Here is a 16,142-nt window from a genome sequence, read left to right on the forward strand (position 1 = left end):
GCCCTGAAAAAACTGGCTTCCCCTACCGTGCGGGTGGAGCGGGATGGCCTGTGGCAAGAAGTTCCGGCCAGCCAACTGGTGCCGGGGGATCGCGTGCTGCTGGAGGCGGGGGTGCAGATCCCAGCCGATGGGCGCTTGGCCGAGGCCGTGAACTTGCAGGTGCGAGAGGCAGCTTTGACCGGAGAAGCCACCCCTGTAACCAAACAGGCAGATTGCGTACTCCCGCCGGACATCGAGCTGGGGGAACGGCGCAACATGGCCTTCATGGGCACCGAAGTGATTCAGGGGCGAGGGATCCTCTTGGTTACTGCCACCGGCATGAACACGGAGCTGGGCAAGGTGGCGAAGCTGCTGCAAACGGTGGAAAACGAGCCCACTCCCCTGCAGCGGCGCATGAGCCAACTGGGCAATGTGCTGGTGTCGGGATCCCTGGCTTTGGTGGCCTTGGTGGTGGGGATAGGGCTGCTGCAAGCCGGGAGCATGGCCCCCTTTACCTCGCTTTTGGAAACTTCCTTGAGCATGGCCGTGGCCGTGGTACCAGAGGGGCTGCCTGCGGTGATCACTGTCACCCTGGCCATAGGCACCCAACGCATGGTGCGCCGCCACGCCCTGATCCGCCGCCTGCCGGCAGTAGAGACCCTGGGATCCGTGACCACCATCTGCTCCGACAAAACCGGCACCCTCACGGAAAACAAAATGGTGGTAACCGACATCATTACCCCCGACCGCCACTACCACGTCAGCGGCAGCGGTTACATCCCCAAGGGATCCTTCTACTGCGGCGGCCAGCCCGTAGATCCCGGGAGCGCCCCGGATCTGCAGGCCATCTTGCGGGCCGTGGTGTTCTGCAACGATGCCCTGTTGCAGGCCAGCCTCCAACCCGTTGCCGGTCGCAACCCACGGTCTGCAGTTTCTTCTCCCCCTTCAACGCCCACCTGGTCCATCCTGGGGGATCCCACCGAGGCCGCCCTGCTGGTGGCAGCCGCCAAGGCCAACCTCCATAAAGGCTCCCTACAGGAGCGCTACCCACGGGTGCAGGAGCTCCCCTTCAGCTCGGAACGAAAACGCATGAGCGTGGTGATCCAAGAAAACGGCGGCTACTGCGTCTACACCAAGGGATCCCCAGAGCTGGTGCTAGAGCGGTGTGATCGTATCCAGAAAGGGGGCACTTGGCAGGAGCTGTCGGAAACAGATCGCCAAGCCATCCTCGGCACCAACAACCGCCTGGCCGCCCAAGGTATCCGGGTTCTGGGGGTAGCCACCCAGAGGCTAGAGCGGATCCCGGACAACGGGGAAGAGGTGGAGCACAACCTGGTTTGGCTGGGCTTGGTGGGGATGCACGATGCTCCGCGACCAGAGGCGCGAGAGGCCGTGGCCCGCTGCCGAGAAGCCGGGATCCGCACCCTGATGATTACCGGCGATCACCAACTGACAGCTGTTGCCATTGCCCGCCAGCTGGGCATTCTCGAGTCGGAGGATCAGGCGATTGACGGGCGTACCCTCTCCCGCTTGAGTTTCGAGGAGCTGCTGCAAACGGTACAAACCGTCAGGGTCTATGCCCGCGTCGCCCCCGAACACAAGCTGCGCATTGTCCAGGCCTTGCAAAAGCAAAACGAGTTCGTGGCCATGACCGGGGATGGGGTCAACGACGCCCCTGCCCTGCGCCAAGCGGATATTGGCATCGCCATGGGCATCACGGGCACCGATGTGAGCAAAGAGGCCAGCGATATGGTGCTGCTGGACGACAACTTCGCCACCATCGTGGCAGCCATTGAAGAAGGGCGAGTGGTCTACAGCAACATCCGCCGCTTTGTGAAGTACATTTTGGGCAGCAACATCGGTGAGGTGCTGACAGTGGCTGCTGCCCCCATCCTGGGCTTGGGAGATGTGCCGCTGACGCCCCTACAGATCCTGTGGATGAACCTGGTGACTGACGGCCTGCCCGCTCTGGCCTTGGCTTTGGAACCGGCGGAGCCAGGGGTGATGCAGCGCCCCCCCTTCAACCCCAAAGAGAGCATCTTCGCCCAGGGGCTGGGAGCCTACATGGTGCGCATCGGCGTGGTTTTTGCCATCTCCACAATCCTCATGATGGCCATTGTGGAAGCCTACATCCCCCACTGGCGCACGATGGTCTTCACCACCCTGTGTATCGCCCAGATGGGCCATGCGCTGGCCGTGCGCTCCAACGAGAAGCTCACCATCGAGACCAACCCTTTCTCCAACCCCTACCTGCTGGGCGCGGTCCTGACCACTCTGCTCTTGCAATTGGCTCTGCTCTATGTGCCTTTCTTGCGCAGCTTCTTTGGCACAGAGGAGCTAACCCGCACTGAACTTTTGATCTGCTTGGGCTTTAGCACCGTGGTTATGGTCTGGGTGGAGTTGGAAAAACTCTATTGCCGCTGGCGCAAGGGATCCCGCTGAATCTTCACAATTATTTTTCACAATAAAGCATCTTCACAATAAAGAGTCTCTCTCCCTGCTGCATCCAGAAACAAAGCTTTGAGCCAAGACTCATTTCCCCAAAAAGCCACTCTCGAGGAATCCTGCCCATTGCATAGAGGCCATTTCCGCAAGTTGGCTGAGCTTCCTCTTTTGACCTGCAGGATAAGCTGGAAAAACTTGCTGGGATACTGTGGAAAGGGGGCAGGAATCTCTGGGTTCTATGCACAGAGAGCTATGGGCGGTAGGGAAAACGGTGGGCCTGGTGGATCCCTCTGGCCTTGCCTTTTGGCTGCTGGGATCCCTCTTCTTGGCTCTCCTGCTGCTTGGCGTCAGCCTGGGGGAAAGTCAGCCGCTTTCTGTCTTCAGAGGGATCCTGGGATCCCTTTCTCGAAGATTTCCCTTCCAACCTCCTAGAGGCACCCCCAGCCCAGAGGCTCGTTTTCGGGCAGCCTTGGAAGCCAGCTTGGATGCTATTTACCTGCTGGAGGCGGTGCGGGATCCCGTTACCCGCGAGATCCGCGACTTTGTCTTTGTGGATGTCAACGCCAAGGGGGAAGAGCTCATTTCCCTCCAGCGCCGGCAGATCATCGGCCAGCGGCTGTGCGAGCTGCTGCCCATCAACCGCTGGGGGGGCTTTTTTGAGAAATACAAGCGAGTGGTGGAAACCGGCATTCCTCTGGAAGAGGAGTTCCCCATTTCGGGGCAGCCGGGCTTGAAGGCCAGTTGGATCCATCACCAAGTGGTGCCGGTGGGCGATGGGATCCTCATCACCAGCCGCGACATCAGCGAGCGGGTCAAGATGGAGCGGGCTCTACAGGAAAGCGAGTCTCGCTACCGCGCCCTCTACGAGGCCATTCCCGACTTGATTTTTGAGCTCAGCGCCGAGGGAGTCATTCTTCATTGCAAGCCTTCCCCTTACGTTCCCACCCGACATCCGCCTGAGTTTTACGTGGGTCGCCGCGCCCAAGACGTGTTTACTGGCTCGCTGAAAGAGCAGTATCCATCTCTGGCGGAGGGGGCCTTGGTCAGCCAGACGCCGCAGTACCTAGAGTACGAAGTTGAGATTGAGCCGGGGATCCGCTGCTATCGGAGAGCCTGCGTTGTCGCTCACGGGAGAGACAAAATTTACATCCTGGTGCGGGATATCACCGAGCGGAAACAGGCGGAGTTGGCCCTTAGAGAAATGGAAGCCACCCAGCGGGCCATTCTCCAAGCCATCCCCGACCTTATTGTTCGCCTGAATCGCCAGGGCATCTGCCTGAGTTTTATTTCCGGCGGCGATGTCCATCTTGACTGCCCAGCAGAGCGCCACTTAGGTCGATCCCTCCAGGAGATTCTGCCGCTGGAGCTGGCAGAGCAGCGGCTTTTCTATGTTCAGCAAGCCCTGGCCACCCAAACCCAACAGCGCTACGAGTACAGCATTGAAGTTCAAGGGGAGGTACGCTACGAAGAGGCCCGCATTGTGCCTCTGAACAGCCAGGAAGTCCTGGCAATCGTGCGGGATATTACAGAAGCCAAGCAGGCGGAGCTGGCCCTGAAGGCTGCTGGACAGCTGCAGCGAGCCATTCTAGAAGCCATTCCCGACTTGATCTTTCGCCTTGATAGCCAGGGCATCTGCTTGAGCTTTGTCTCGGGGGGCGAGGTTCTTCCCTATGGCTCGCCGGACACCTACGTGGGCCGATCCCTGCAGGAGCTTTTGCCACCGGAGTTGGCCGAGCGGCGGCTTTTCTTTGTTCAGCAGGCTATAGCTACCCAGACGCGGCAGCGCTACGACCAAAGCATCGAGATTGAAGGGGAGACCCGCCACGAAGAGGTGCGCATTGTGCCCCTCAACGCCCAAGAGGTGGTGGTGATCGTCCGCGATGTAACCGACAGGGTGCGATCCCAGCAGGCCGTCCAGGAAAGCGAGCAGAAGTTCCGGGCGCTGTTTGAGAATGCCGCTGTGGCCATCCTCATCCGTCATGCCGAGACCGGCGAGATCCTGGAGGCCAACTCCCAAGCCATTGCCGCCTACGGGTTTTTCAGCCTGGAGGAGCTGCGGGCCTTCGACGCTTCCGAGCAGTCTCCCTATCGCCGGGCTTTGCAGGGGAGGGAGTTTGCTTTGCAGCCCCACTTGGAGCAAGCCCGCCAGCAGGGATCCGCCCGCTTTGAGTGGCAATGGCAGCGGCAGGATGGCCGAGTTGTCTGGGAAGACGTGTTTGTGCAGCCCCTTGTCTTGCGCGGGATCCCGTGTTGGGTGTTTACCGCGGTGGACATCACTGCCCGCAAGTCGGCAGAAGCGGAGCTGGAGCAGTTTTTCTCGGTGGCTCTGGATTTGCTCTGCATTGCCGATGTCCAAGGGTACTTTCGCCGTCTCAACCGCGCCTGGGAGACCACCCTGGGCTATTCCCTGCAGGAGCTGCAGAGCCGACCCTTTTTGGAGTGGGTTCATCCGGACGACCTCCCCGCCACGCAGGCGGCCATGCAGCAGCTTGTCGAAGAGAAACGGCTGGATCACTTTGTCAACCGCTACCGCACCCAGGACGGCAGCTATCGTTTCATCGAGTGGCGAGCCTCTTTGGCCGGATCCCTGGTCTACGCCGCCGGACGGGATATCACCGTAGCCAAGCTGGCAGAAGAGCAGATGAAAGCAGCTAAGGAAGCTGCCGAAGCCGCCAGCCGGGCCAAGAGCGAGTTCCTGGCCACCATCAGCCACGAGATCCGCACCCCCATCAACGCCATCCTGGGAATGGCTAACCTGCTGCTGGACACCTCTTTGGATCGACAGCAGCGGGACTGGGTGCAGACCATCCGCTATGGAGGCGAGGTGCTGCTGAACCTGATCAACGACATCCTCGATTTCTCCAAGATCGAGTCCCAAAAACTGGAACTGGAGGAAATACCCTTTTCCTTGCCGCAGTTGGTGGAGGAGCTGCTGGATCTGATGGCCGCCCAAGCCCAGAGCAAGGAGCTGGAGCTGATGGCCTGGGTGGATCCCAACCTGCCGCCAACCTTGATAGGGGATCCAAGTCGCCTGCGGCAAGTTCTGGCCAATCTGCTCAGCAACGCCATCAAGTTCACCCCCCAGGGAGAGGTGGTGGTGACCGTCGAGGCCGGGGAGAGGGATCCTGAAAAGCAGTGGGTAAGCGTTCAGGTGCGGGATACAGGCATTGGCATTCCCCCCGAAAAATTGGATCGCCTCTTCAAGCCCTTCAGCCAGGTGGATAGCTCCATCAGCCGCCAGTTTGGGGGCACCGGTCTGGGCCTGGCCATCAGCCAGCGTCTCTGCCAGCTCATGGGGGGAGCAATCGGGGTGGAAAGTCAGCCGGGCCAGGGATCCACTTTTCGCTTTCGCATCCCCCTGAAGAGGTTAGACCAGGAGCCATCGGCAACAGCTGCGCCGGATCCCAGCTTGGCCGGCAAGCGGGTTTTGCTGGTGGAAGACAACGCCAGTCAACGGCAGTTGCTATCCCGACTGCTGAGCGCTTGGGGCATGGAGGTAACCTGTTGTGCCTTGGCGGCAGAAGCCCAAGCTGCAGTTAGAACTCGTCCTTTTGACCTGGCCCTTCTGGATGCCACCCTGCCAGACCGGGATGGCTTGACCCTGGCGGCTGACCTGCAGACAGCGCAACCCCGCCTGTTACCGCTAGTGCTGACGGGGCGCAACTTCATCTCCACAGCAGACCCTCTCCCCACTTTGGCCAAGCCGGTCAAAGCCTCCCAACTGCGGAAGCTGCTGCTGGGGCTTGTGGGAGAAAAAGCTCCTTCCTCCTTATCTTCCTCTCCCGCCGCTCCTCCCTCCATTTGGGACGCGACCCTGGCCAGCCGCTACCCACTGCAGATCCTGGTGGCAGAGGATAACCCGGTTAACCAGAAGGTGATTCGCCTCATGCTGGAGCGATTGGGCTACCGGCCCGACATAGTCGGCAACGGTCTGGAAGCCGTCCAAGCTCTGCGCCTGCGACCCTACGATCTGGTGTTGATGGATATGCAAATGCCGGAGCTGGATGGTCTTTCGGCCACCCGTCGCATCCGTGCTGAGCTGCCTCCTGAGCGCCAGCCTCGCATTGTTGTCCTCACGGCCAATGTGTTTTCGGAAGGCCGTGCTGCCGCCGAAGCTGCCGGGGTGGATGGCTATCTAACCAAACCCTTGGAGCCAGCCGCCCTAGTCCGGGTTCTTCAGGGATCCCTTCCCCTTCCCATCCCGGCCAGCCAAGAAGAGGATCCGCCCCTCGACCCCGTTATCCTCGCCCAGATGCGGGCAGTCTTCAGCTCTCCAGAAGCCTGGCAGGAGATGATCCAAACCTACCGGCAGGACAGCGAAGCTCTATTGGGATCCCTGCGGCAGGCCCTAGAGCAGCGGGATCCCCAAGCCATTGCTCGGTTGGCCCACCGCCTCAAGGGCAGCAGCAGCACCCTGGGCGCCAAACGTCTGGCCGAGCTGTGTCAGCAGTTGGAAAAGCTGGTTCATGCCGAGCCAGCCAGTTCTGTGAAATGGGATACTATAGAGCAAGCCGTGCAGAAGCTGGAGGTGGCATATCGGCAAGTTACCCTCAGTCTCTCCTCCTGAGTGCAGAGCCTTTCTCCCTCTCCTCTCGATGCCTATGCTGAGGCCCAATCCCCACCCTCCGGCCAGCTCGCCGGCGGTTCCTGAGGCCCAGGCGGGATCCCCCTCGCCTGAAAAGAAGCCGTTGTTGTTGATCGCGGACGATGAGCCCAGCCAGCGACTCATGGTTCGCTACGCCCTTGAGCGAGAAGGCTACCAAGTCCTGGAAGCCAGCAGCGGCGAAGTCTGTCTGCAGCTAGCCGCTCAACACCCAGTGGATATGGTCTTGCTGGATGCGGTCATGCCGGATGTGGATGGGTTTGAGTGCTGTCGCCGCCTCCATGCTCAAAACTCGGATCTGCCCATTCTCATCGTCACGGCGCTGGAAGATGAGTCCTGCGTGGATGAAGCCTTTGCTGCCGGGGCCAGCGATTACATTTCCAAACCCATTCGTTGGGCGGTTTTGAAGCGGCGTATCCGTCACCTGATCCAGGCCAGCCAAGCCCAACGCCACCTGCGGGAACTTAACCAAGCCCTAGAAGCCAAAGTGCAGGAACGTACCGCCCAGCTGGCCTGCCAGGTACAGGACTTGCAGCAGCTCAGCCGCCTTAAGGATAGCTTTCTGGCCAGCGTTTCCCACGAGCTGCGCACTCCCCTCACCAAGATCAAGCTGGCCCTGGAGCTATTGGGCCGCACTCCTCTCAACGAGAAGCAGTGCCAATACCACCGCATCGCTTTGGAAGAGTGTCAGGCTGAAATTGAGCTGATCAACAAGTTGCTGGATCTGCAGAGCCTAGAAGCCAAAGAGTTGAGCTCTGCGGCTGCCGCCATCGATCTCCACAGCCTTTGCACAAGCCTGCTCGACGGGGTGCGAGAACGGGCTCAAGCCCGGCAACTGAAGCTGGAGATGGCAGAGCCGACCTCATTCCCGGCAGTGCTCTACAGCTACCCGCAGCAGCTAACCCTGATCCTGAAGGAACTGCTGGAAAATGCCTGCAAGTTTACCCAGCCGGGCGGAACCCTCCGCTTGGAGGTGCAAGCCTTTCCCGGTGGGGTTGAGCTAAGGATTGGCAACACCGCCCAAATCGAGCCTGACCACCTGCCCCACCTTTTCGAACGCTTTTACCGTGTGCCTTCTGAGGATCCCTGGGCGCAGCCGGGCAGCGGCCTTGGACTGGCCTTGGTGAAGCATTGGGTGGAGTATCTGCAGGGCCAAATCCGGGTCACCAGCCAGAACGGATGGACTTGGTTTGTCCTTTGGCTGCCCAGCCTAGAGCCCTCCAACCGTTGACGCCCAAAGGCGGGTGGGAGGCAGCGATTGAGACTTTAGTGACCAACGACAGCAGCGGTCTCGGCAGTGGCAAAGGAGGTGCCACACCCACAGCTAGCTATTGCATTGGGGTTCTTGAAGCGGAAGCCACCGCCCAGCAGATCCTCGGAAAAATCGACGGTGGTGCCGCTGATCAAGGTCATACTCAAGGGATCCACCGCCACCTGGATATCCCCAAAGTCGAAGGTATGATCGTCAGGGTTGGCCTGAGACTCGAAGTTCATCACATAAGAGAGGCCAGAGCAGCCGCTCGGCTTGACCCCCAGACGCAGGATGGGCTGGGATCCCTCTTTTTCGTACTTGCTGCGCAGGCGCTTCAACTCTTGGATGGCGCTATCGGTCAGGGTGATCATGACGAGAAGGCTCAAGGGTACGTTCTACTCCCCATCCTATCAAGGGTTTTTTCTCGGCCAGCGAGAGCAATTGGTAAGCTAGGGATCCCAATCCCTGAGGTTTTGCCCCTGTGACAGATCCCAATGCCATTCGGATCACCTTTTTGGGCACCAGCTCCGGCATGCCCACCCGCCAGCGCAATGTCTCCGGGGTGGCGGTGCAGTTTCCCCAGCGGTCGGAATGGTGGCTGTTCGATTGCGGCGAGGGCACCCAGCACCAGTTGCTGCGCCTAGACGAGCTGCGCCCCAGCCAGTTGCGCCGCATTTTCATCACCCACATGCACGGGGATCACATCTACGGCCTGCCGGGGCTGTTGGCCTCCTGTGGCTTGGGCAGCACCCCTGAGCACATCGATATCTACGGCCCGCCGGGCCTGGAAGAGTACCTGAAGGCCGTGTTGCGCTACAGCGAGACGCGCATCCCCTACGGCTTCCGCGTTCACACCGTCGAAACCGGCCTCATCCTGCAAGAGCCGGAATACTCCGTCTTCTGCGCGCCCTTGGATCACCGGGTGCCCGCCTTCGGCTACCGCGTGGTGGAACAGGATCGGCCAGGCAGCTTTAATGTGGCCAAAGCCCAAGCCGATGGGATCCCCTTTGGCCCTCTGTATGGGCAGCTCAAGGCCGGCCAATCCATCATCTGGCAGGGCCGCTGCTTTCATGGACGGGATTATGTGGGGGATCCCATTCCGGGCCGCAAATTTTCCTACTGCACCGACACCATTTTCTGCCGCAATGCTGTTGATCTCTCCCGGGCTGCGGATCTGGTCATCCACGAGGCTACCTACGCTCAGGCTGACTTGGAGCTGGCCCGCCGCTCTAAGCATTCCACCGCCGCCATGGCCGCCCAAGTGGCCGCCGAAGCCAAGGCCCAAGCTTTGATCCTCACCCACTTCAGCCCCCGCTACACCCCAGAGGCCCCCATTACCTTGGAAGACCTGCTGGCCGAAGCCCAAGCCATTTTCCCCAATACCCTGCTGGCCCGCGATCGGCTGACCTACGAGATCCCCCGTCGCAGCCCGTCCCCTCTGCCGGTGGGTGTGGGCTTGCCTCGCTAGAATGGTAGAACTGACTGTCTCAACCGGCAATGACGGATCCCAGACCCTACCCCGAACGCCCCCAATTTCCAGAGCGGCCCAAAACCGAACAACTGGATCAAAGTGCTGGCGAGTGGCGAACCTTCAGCGCTTTGCCCCCTGCCACTTCTCTGCCCCCGGTTCAAGCCGAGCGGCCAGCCCCGCAAACGGCTGCTGAGGGGGAAACCCTGCCGAAATTGGCTCCCTGGAGTAAACGAATTGGGGCTTTTGCCCTCGACTTTGGGCTGGGGCTGGGGATCTCCTACCTAGCCCAAGGCTTGGCTGCTCTGGTAGGGGCCAATGCAAGCGCAGTGGACATGGTCGGCTATATCGCCTTCTTCGCTACCTGGCTGGTGAACCGCGGCTATTTCCAGTCCCGCCCTGAGGGCCAAAGCCTCGGCAAATGGCTGCTGAACATCAAAACCCTGGATCCCGAAACCGAAGCCTCGCCGCACCTGGTTCGCTCTCTGGCTCGAGAGGGAGTGCTCTCCCTCTTTGTGCTTACAGAGGCCCTGCTGGTGCCTCTGGCTGCGGATGGGCTGTTTGCCGTCTTCGACAAGGAAAAACGCCAAACCATTCACGACCGGGCTGGACGCACCCTGGTCGTGGAAGCGGAGCGGGGCTATCACCTGGATGAAAAAGTCTTGCGGTTTTTGCAGGACATCCTAGAGGGGGACGCTGCTGACGACGTCAAATCGGCTGCTCGCGACCTGCTGCGCCAAGCCCAGCGCAATGACACCGTGCGGGATCTGTCCAAGCAGTTGCAGCGCCTGAGCAAAGATGTGGATCGCAACGCCCGTAGCCTACGGCAACAAACGGGCAAGCACGTGAAAACTTGGGTTGATTCCGTCAAGGAAAAGTTGGATAATTGGTGATCGCGCTTATCGAGGTAAACCCCCATCTCCAGCCTCAGGATCTGGGATTGCAGTTTCCTCATTGCCGTTTACCTTCGTCTTGGGATCCGTCATGGCTAAAGCAAAGGGTGCCCGCATCATCATCACCCTGGAGTGCACCGAGTGCCGCACCAACGTCAACAAGCGCTCTCCAGGTGTGAACCGCTATACCACCACCAAAAACCGCCGTAACACAACAGCCCGCTTGGAGCTGAAGAAATTCTGCCCTCACTGCAACCGCCACACCGTCCACAAAGAGATTAAGTAGTTCAAGCCGTTTCGCCGTTCTCCTGACCTATGGTTTACGCTCGCCGCCGCCTGTCTCCCATCAAGCCGGGAGAGCCCATTAGGTACACCGATGTGGAGCTGCTCAAGAAATTTGTGACCGAGCGAGGCAAGATCTTGCCCCGCCGCATCACCGGCCTGACTGCCAAACAACAGCGGGAGCTCACCGCCGCGATCAAACGAGCGCGCATCATGGGTCTTCTTTACTTTGTCAACAAAGAGGGATAGCTTTCTCCGGATCCCGATGGGCCTGCAGCTTTCGCCGGAACTCCAAGCCCGCTTGTCCCAGCCCCTCAATATCGGCGGGGTAAAAGTTTTGAGCCGCGTTTTTCAGGCGCCGCTGTCAGGGGTAACCGACCAGGTCTTTCGAGGGCTGGTACGCCGTTTTGCCCCCCACAGCTTGGTCTACACGGAAATGGTCAGTGCGACCGGCTTGCACTATGCCCGCCAGTTGCCCCGCATCATGGAGGTTGGCGAGGGGGAGCAGCCTATTGGCATCCAACTGTTTGATTGTCGGCCCGACTTTCTGGCGGAAGCAGCCCGCATGGCTGTGGACGAAGGGGCGACCTTGGTGGACATCAACATGGGCTGCCCGGTGAACAAGATTACCAAAAACGGCGGTGGCTCTTCTCTGCTCCGCGATCCCGACACGGCAGCGCGAATTGTGGAGGCGGTGGCCAACGCAGTGGAGGTGCCCGTAACCGTGAAAACGCGCCTGGGCTGGTCAGATCAGGAGATCAACATTTTGGATTTTGCCCACCGTCTGCAGGAGGCAGGGGCGCAACTGCTCACCCTGCATGCCCGGACACGCGCCCAAGGCTTCAACGGCAAAGCCCGCTGGGACTGGATCCGCCGCGTCAAACAGCACCTGCGCATTCCCGTCATCGCCAATGGGGATATTTTCTCGACAGCCGCAGCGGTGAAGTGTTTGGAGGAAACCGGAGCCGATGGGGTGATGTGCTCCCGCGGCACCATGGGCTATCCCTTTCTGGTAGGGGAGATCGATCACTTCCTGAAAACCGGTCAAGAAAGACCGGCCCCCACTCCCCTGGAGCGAATTCAAATGGCCTTAGAGCATCTGCGCGGTCTCTGGGAGTACAAGGGGGAACGTGGCATCCGTCAGGCCCGCAAGCACATGACTTGGTACATCAAAGACTTTGCCGGAGCCTCTCAATTCCGTGCTCTCCTCTGTCGCATTGAGACGGTGCAGGAAGGGGAAGCCCTGCTTCTTCAAGCCATGGAGCGCTGCCAAGAAGCCACACCTCGACCGGAAGAGGCCATTAAAACCACCGAGGAGGCCGACCTTCTCCCTGAAGCCGGTTGGGCGTAGCTCCAAGGATCCCCACAATTGGAAATTGCTTGGAAATCGCCGCACGTCTGCCTTGGCTGTAGCCTGTGGCCCCGAAAAAGGCTATTGCGCCTGCTGCTGGGACAGGGCTGCCACCAACTTTTCTCCCATTTCCTGGCAACCCACTAAAGTCATTCCCTCAGAGTAGAGGTCTGGGGTGCGGTACCCTTGCGCCAAAACGGCTTCTACCGCCTGTTCGATGCGGTCGGCAGCTTGCGGCTGATCCAGGGAGTAGCGGAGCATCAGGGCGCCGGAGAGCACCTGGGCAATGGGGTTGGCTTTGTCTTGTCCGGCAATGTCGGGAGCCGACCCATGTACCGGCTCGTATAGGCCGGGGCCAGAGGATCCCAGAGAGGCAGAGGGCAGCATACCAATAGAGCCGGTCAGCATGGCCGCTTCATCGGAGAGGATATCGCCGAAGAGATTGCCCGTGAGGATGACGTCGAACTGCTTGGGCCAGCGCACCAACTGCATGGCGGCATTGTCGATGTACAGGTGGGAAAGTTCCACCTCCGGGTACTCAGCCGCAATGACATTGACCCGCTCCCGCCACAGTTGCGACACCTCGAGAACGTTGGCTTTGTCCACCGAGCAGAGCTTGCGCCGGCGTTTGCGGGCCAGCTCAAAGGCAACTCGGGCAATCCGATCCACCTCAGCTTCGCTATAGACCATGGTGTTCACGCCGCGCCGAGATCCTTGGGCATCCGTGAAGATTCCCTTAGGTTGGCCGAAGTAAATGCCCCCCGTCAGCTCCCGCACCACCACCAGGTCGATCCCCGAGATCACCTCTGGCTTCAGGGAGGAAGCCCCCACCAGTTGAGGGAAGACTTTTACCGGGCGCAAGTTGGCAAACAGCCCCAGCCCCGCCCTCAAGCCCAACAAGGCCCGCTCCGGGCGTTTCTCAGGAGGCAGAGCGTCATACTTGAAGTCGCCGACAGCAGCCAGATAAACGGCATCGCTCTCTTGAGCCATTTTCAGGGTTTCTGCCGGCAAGGGATCCCCAGTCTGGTCGTAGGCAGCCCCGCCGATCAGGCCCTCTTGCCACTGAAGAGCAAATCCCATCTGCCGGGCAACTGCATCCAAAACGGCTCGTCCCACCCGCATGATTTCGGGGCCGATGCCATCTCCGGCAAGGGCTGTGATCCGATAGGTTCGAGCAGTTGAAGAAGAAGTGCTCATGAGCGGTCAAGCTGAAGATGAGGGCGTAGAGATACTACCATTTCGGCGGACTTGCCCATCCCTTGGCACACAGGTTTGCAGACAACTCCTCTAAAAAGCTCTCCAAATAACAAAGTGCAGCCTGGCCACCAACCTGCTGCACTCTGATGGTGATTCTAATGGTGATGATGACGATCAACCCATCAAGCGGGAGTCCCAGATGTTCTTTTAGAACAAGCCCAAGGTGACCCACTTATCCAAGGGCAAGGTGGCACCTATGCCCAGGTAGAGGGTGACCAAGGTGCCGATCAGGAACACCGTTGTCGCCACTGGGCGGCGCAAGGGGTTTTGGAACTTGTTGACGTTTTCGATGAAGGGCACAAACAAGAGACCCACAGGAATGGCAGACATCAGAGCAATTCCCAACAGCTTGTTGGGAGCAATCCGCAGGATGTGGAAGGCGGGGTAGAGATACCATTCCGGCAGAATTTCCAGAGGCGTAGCAAAGGGATCCGCCGGCTCACCCACGCCTGCCGGATCCATAACCGACAGGCCAACGATCACTCCAATAGTGCCCAGGATCACCACCGGAAACATAAAGAGCAAATCGTTGGGCCAAGCGGGCTCACCATAGGTCATGTGGCCCATGTTTTTCTTCAGCTTGGCTACAACTTTGGGGTTGTCTAGATCAACCTTGCGGGTAATGGCCTCGGTCGCTATCACCTGTTTTGAGACGGCCATGGGAGTTCTCCTTATCTAGGGACAAAAGTTCTGAAAAAGTGGCAGGTAAAGATCCCAGTTACCAGGAAAGTCAAAGGCGTCTGGGAGTCAAACCTTGCTCACAAAGGCCCAGAAATGCCTTGGCGGCGGATCATCAAAAAGTGCATGGTCATAAAGACTGCGGTCAGCCAGGGTAGCACGAAAGTGTGCAAGCTGTAGAAGCGAGTCAGGGTAGCTTGACCAACCGCTTCGCCACCCCGGATCAGTTGCACCAACAAGTCGCCCACCACCGGAATGGCACTGGGCACACCTGAGACGATCTTGACCGCCCAGTAGCCCACCTGATCCCAGGGCAGGGAGTAGCCGGTAACGCCAAAGGAGACGGTCAGCACCGCCAAGATCACGCCGGTTACCCAGGTCAGCTCACGGGGCTTTTTGAATCCCCCTGTCAGATAGACCCGGAAGGTGTGTAGGATCATCATCAGCACCATCATGGAGGCGCTCCAACGGTGGATGGAGCGCAACAGCCAGCCGAAGTTCACCTGGGTCATGATGTAGTTCACCGATTCAAAGGCCTCAGCCACCGTCGGACGATAGTAAAACGTCATGGCGAAGCCGGTGGCAAACTGAATTAAGAAGCACACCAGCGTCACCCCGCCGAGGCAGTAGAAGATGTTAACGTGAGGCGGAATGAATTTTCCCGTTGCGTCGTCGACGAAAGGCGTAATCTCCAGCCGCTCGTCCAACCAGTCGTAAACTTTGCTCATAATGCCTGCAATTCTTGAAATTGGATCTCGAGGGCGGGGCAAGCCCACTCTCCTCAGCAATGTAACACAATCTTTTAACACCATCCTGGCGTCGGGCTCAGCTTGGGGACGAAGATCTCGATCCCAGGAGGCCAGGCAAGTTTTCGATATTGCGTTTTGTTCATGTTTCTTAATGTTTTTTGGGATCGATGGTTGTGCAGAAGCCGAGATACACAGGGATCCGCTGGAGAGGGTGGGGGATCCGCATTGTCTTGCTTGGGTGTTTGCTCTGGGCGAGTTTGGGCATTGGCGCCTGTCCAGGGCAGGCCAGCCGCTGGGGAGAAGAGCAGCAACTGCTGGCGCAGGCTTGGGCCTATGTGGATCGGGCCTATGTGGATCCGGGGTTTAACGGGCAAAACTGGTGGCAGGTGCGGCAACGGTTTCTCTCCCGGCCCTTAAAGGAGCGCAAGCAGACCTATCAGGCCATTGAGGAGATGTTGGCCACTCTGGGGGATCCCTTTACCCGCTTTCTGGACAGAGAGCACTACCTCAGCCTGCAGACCTCCACAGCCGGCGAGCTGAGCGGTGTCGGCTTGCAGATTGCCATCGATGAGCAGGGGGCGGTGCGGGTGATTGCCCCCATGGAAGGCACTCCTGCCGAGCAGGCCGGGATCCAACCCCAGGATGAGATTTTGGCGGTGGATCGGGTGCCGGTGGCGGGGCTGAGCCTGGACGAAGTGGCCGAGCGGATGCGGGGGCGCAGTGGCACGCCGGTTACCTTGAAGCTGAAGCGGCAGGATCGCATTTGGGAGGTGGAGCTGGTACGCCAATCGATCACCATCAACCCCGTGCGCACCCGTTTTTTTGAGCTGCCTCAGGGATCGGTGGCCTACATTCGCCTCAGCCAGTTCAACGGCAATGCTGCCGCTCAAGTCCGCCAAGCCATTCGGGCCGCAGAAGCTCAAGGGGTGCGGGGCTACATTCTCGATTTGCGCAACAATCCGGGGGGACTCTTGCAGGCGGCCATTGAGATCGCCCGCTTCTGGATCCCCAAGGGTGACATTGTGCTGGTGACGGATCGCCACGGCATTCAAGACAGCATTCCCGCCACCGGCGAGGTGCTCACAGAGGCGCCGCTGGTGGTCTTGGTAAATCAGGGCAGCGCCAGTGCCAGTGAAGTGTTGGCCGGGGCACTTCAGGATAGTGGGCGAGCCCAACTGGTAGGAA

Annotated in this window: 13 protein-coding genes; 9 read left to right on the top strand and 4 right to left on the bottom strand. The window is 59.6% G+C overall.

All coding sequences use genetic code 11. From position 1 onward, the window contains the following. From NW856_RS03575 to NW856_RS03585, 3 genes are all read left to right on the top strand, one after another. The coding region (locus NW856_RS03575) for a cation-translocating P-type ATPase (protein WP_414399123.1) at positions 1-2,421 on the top strand (2,421 nt) is incomplete at its 5' end. Between the two features lie 241 nt (positions 2,422-2,662). Then, on the top strand, positions 2,663-6,991 hold the full coding sequence (locus NW856_RS03580) for a PAS domain S-box protein (protein ID WP_414399125.1): 4,329 nt from the start codon (positions 2,663-2,665) through the stop codon (positions 6,989-6,991). A gap of 34 nt (positions 6,992-7,025) precedes the next feature. Next, positions 7,026-8,258, top strand: coding sequence for a response regulator (locus tag NW856_RS03585; protein ID WP_414399127.1), 1,233 nt, complete (start codon positions 7,026-7,028; stop codon positions 8,256-8,258). Between the two features lie 35 nt (positions 8,259-8,293). Here the strand turns inward: NW856_RS03585 and NW856_RS03590 are convergent, their stop codons facing one another. Continuing rightward, the gene (locus NW856_RS03590) at positions 8,294-8,665 is read right to left on the bottom strand and encodes a HesB/IscA family protein (RefSeq protein WP_414331368.1); all 372 of its coding nucleotides are present in this window, start codon (positions 8,663-8,665) and stop codon (positions 8,294-8,296) included. A gap of 113 nt (positions 8,666-8,778) precedes the next feature. Here NW856_RS03590 and NW856_RS03595 point away from each other — a divergent pair, with 113 nt between their 5' ends. The 5 genes from NW856_RS03595 to dusB all read left to right on the top strand — a co-directional run bounded on the left by NW856_RS03595 (position 8,779) and on the right by dusB (position 12,273). Continuing rightward, complete coding sequence (locus NW856_RS03595) at positions 8,779-9,747, top strand: ribonuclease Z (RefSeq protein ID WP_041437346.1); 969 nt, start codon at positions 8,779-8,781, stop codon at positions 9,745-9,747. A gap of 29 nt (positions 9,748-9,776) precedes the next feature. Beyond that, on the top strand, positions 9,777-10,640 hold the full coding sequence (locus tag NW856_RS03600; protein WP_414399129.1) for an RDD family protein: 864 nt from the start codon (positions 9,777-9,779) through the stop codon (positions 10,638-10,640). A gap of 91 nt (positions 10,641-10,731) precedes the next feature. Next, a complete protein-coding gene (rpmG, locus tag NW856_RS03605) occupies positions 10,732-10,926 on the top strand; it encodes a 50S ribosomal protein L33 (protein ID WP_011433240.1) in 195 nt (64 codons plus the stop codon). A 29-nt stretch (positions 10,927-10,955) separates the two neighbouring features. Next, positions 10,956-11,171: a 30S ribosomal protein S18 gene (gene rpsR, locus NW856_RS03610; protein ID WP_011433239.1), complete on the top strand. Its 216-nt coding sequence runs from the start codon at positions 10,956-10,958 to the stop codon at positions 11,169-11,171. A gap of 16 nt (positions 11,172-11,187) precedes the next feature. Further along, positions 11,188-12,273 carry a tRNA dihydrouridine synthase DusB gene (gene dusB, locus NW856_RS03615; RefSeq protein WP_414399131.1) on the top strand — a complete coding sequence of 362 codons (1,086 nt, stop codon included), beginning with the start codon at positions 11,188-11,190 and terminating at the stop codon, positions 12,271-12,273. Between the two features lie 81 nt (positions 12,274-12,354). Here the strand turns inward: dusB and leuB are convergent, their stop codons facing one another. The 3 genes from leuB to petB form a co-directional block, all read right to left on the bottom strand. Then, on the bottom strand, positions 12,355-13,470 hold the full coding sequence (gene leuB, locus NW856_RS03620; RefSeq protein WP_414399133.1) for a 3-isopropylmalate dehydrogenase: 1,116 nt from the start codon (positions 13,468-13,470) through the stop codon (positions 12,355-12,357). A gap of 207 nt (positions 13,471-13,677) precedes the next feature. Beyond that, positions 13,678-14,190 (bottom strand): cytochrome b6-f complex subunit IV, encoded by a 513-nt coding sequence (petD, locus tag NW856_RS03625; protein WP_011433236.1) that lies wholly within the window; start codon positions 14,188-14,190, stop codon positions 13,678-13,680. A gap of 98 nt (positions 14,191-14,288) precedes the next feature. Then, complete coding sequence (gene petB, locus NW856_RS03630; protein WP_041436518.1) at positions 14,289-14,936, bottom strand: cytochrome b6; 648 nt, start codon at positions 14,934-14,936, stop codon at positions 14,289-14,291. A gap of 188 nt (positions 14,937-15,124) precedes the next feature. Here petB and NW856_RS03635 point away from each other — a divergent pair. After that, positions 15,125-16,142 (top strand): S41 family peptidase (locus tag NW856_RS03635; RefSeq protein ID WP_414399135.1); only part of this gene is annotated, 1,018 nt, incomplete at its 3' end.

Origin of the sequence: Synechococcus sp. R3-13, assembly GCF_047462195.1 — a bacterium.
Lineage (GTDB): Bacteria > Cyanobacteriota > Cyanobacteriia > Thermostichales > Thermostichaceae > Thermostichus.